Annotated in this window: 1 protein-coding gene; it reads right to left on the bottom strand. The window is 65.6% G+C overall.

Translation table 11 applies throughout. The features are described 5' to 3' along the window. Window positions 1–38: 38 nt before the first annotated feature. On the bottom strand, window positions 39–887 hold the full coding sequence (locus ACFWEJ_RS28795) for a heparin lyase I family protein (protein WP_377232571.1): 849 nt from the start codon (window positions 885–887) through the stop codon (window positions 39–41). Window positions 888–1,196: the final 309 nt, after the last annotated feature.

Below are 1,196 nucleotides of genomic sequence, written 5' to 3'. Positions count from 1 at the left end.
CGATCCTTCAGCTCCGCTCGTGCGGGAGGGTGTGACGGTCAGTCGCGGTAGTAGGGCTGCACCTCGGCCTTGCTGGCGCCGATCCTCACGTTCCGGAAGTCGGACCGGAACGTCGCGCCCGGCTGGTAGTCCTTGTACATGCCGTACTTGATCCGGAAGGAGTCGTCGTAGTAGTCGTCGGCGCCGTCGTCGCACTCGGTATGCGTTCGGAAGCCGTAGTAGTCCTCCTGCTCGAGGATCTTCGTCTCGGTGGTGGTCGCTCCCACCTTCCTGTGCCAGACCTCGATGAGACCCTTGGGCCCGCCGACGCTGTACGGCTCCACGTTGTACTTGATGACGAAGGAGTGCCACTCGTCGGTGCCGATGCTCTTGGTCGCCATCGCGGTGTTGTAGTACGTCTCGCTCACGGTCGGGTCGTCGCCCCGGCGCACGAACTGGAGGTTGTGCCCGTTGCCGGCGCCTGCCTGGATGCGCACGCCGCCGATCGGGTTCGCGTTGCACTGCCACAGCTGCATGACGTACGCCCCGCTGCCGGTCACGCTGTCGACGCCCGCGGGGATGCGGATGTCGAACCCGACCCACACGTTGGTGTGGAACGGCAGAGTTCCCCTCGGCGTCGCCAGCTCCGTGCGGTCCCGAAGCCGCTTGCCGTCGGCGCCCACCCAGGTGTTCAGCTCTGCGTTCTCAAGGATGGCGCCCGGGTACCTGTAGTCGTGCTGCGTGCGGAACGTCAGCGCCGGTGATTCCGCGGCCCCCGTGATGGTGGGTACCTGGCCCGCTCCCTGACACTTGCCGTCGTAGGTGCGTCCGTTCTCGATGAGGTTGCCGCCGTCGCCGATCCCAGGGCCGCACAGAGTGGGCCTGTCGATCGTCCAGGGCCTACCCACGATGCCCATCGCGTAGCTGGGAACGTCTTCTGCCGCACTGTCTGCCGCGCTGGCGGGTTGTGTGGTTGCCACCGCGGCGACTCCCAGCGAGGCGGTCAGGGTTGCCGCCACGGCGAGAGCCGTCGTTCTTCGAGCGAGCTGACGAGGGGCCGAGATCCGCATCTATGTCATCCCTTGCTTGGAGGGAAGTGCTTCGTTCGTCCGCAACGTAACGGTGACGGGTACTGGACTCAACGAAAGAAGCCGGGTTTTGCGGCCCTGAGGAATCAGCACGCAAAGAGAAAGGCCCGGAACCGCAAAGTTCTGCGG

This window comes from Promicromonospora sp. NPDC060204, assembly GCF_042728455.1.
In the GTDB taxonomy this organism is placed as follows: domain Bacteria; phylum Actinomycetota; class Actinomycetes; order Actinomycetales; family Cellulomonadaceae; genus Promicromonospora.
The sequence above is the reverse complement of the archived record's forward strand: the minus strand, read 5'-3'. Positions and strand labels throughout refer to the sequence as shown.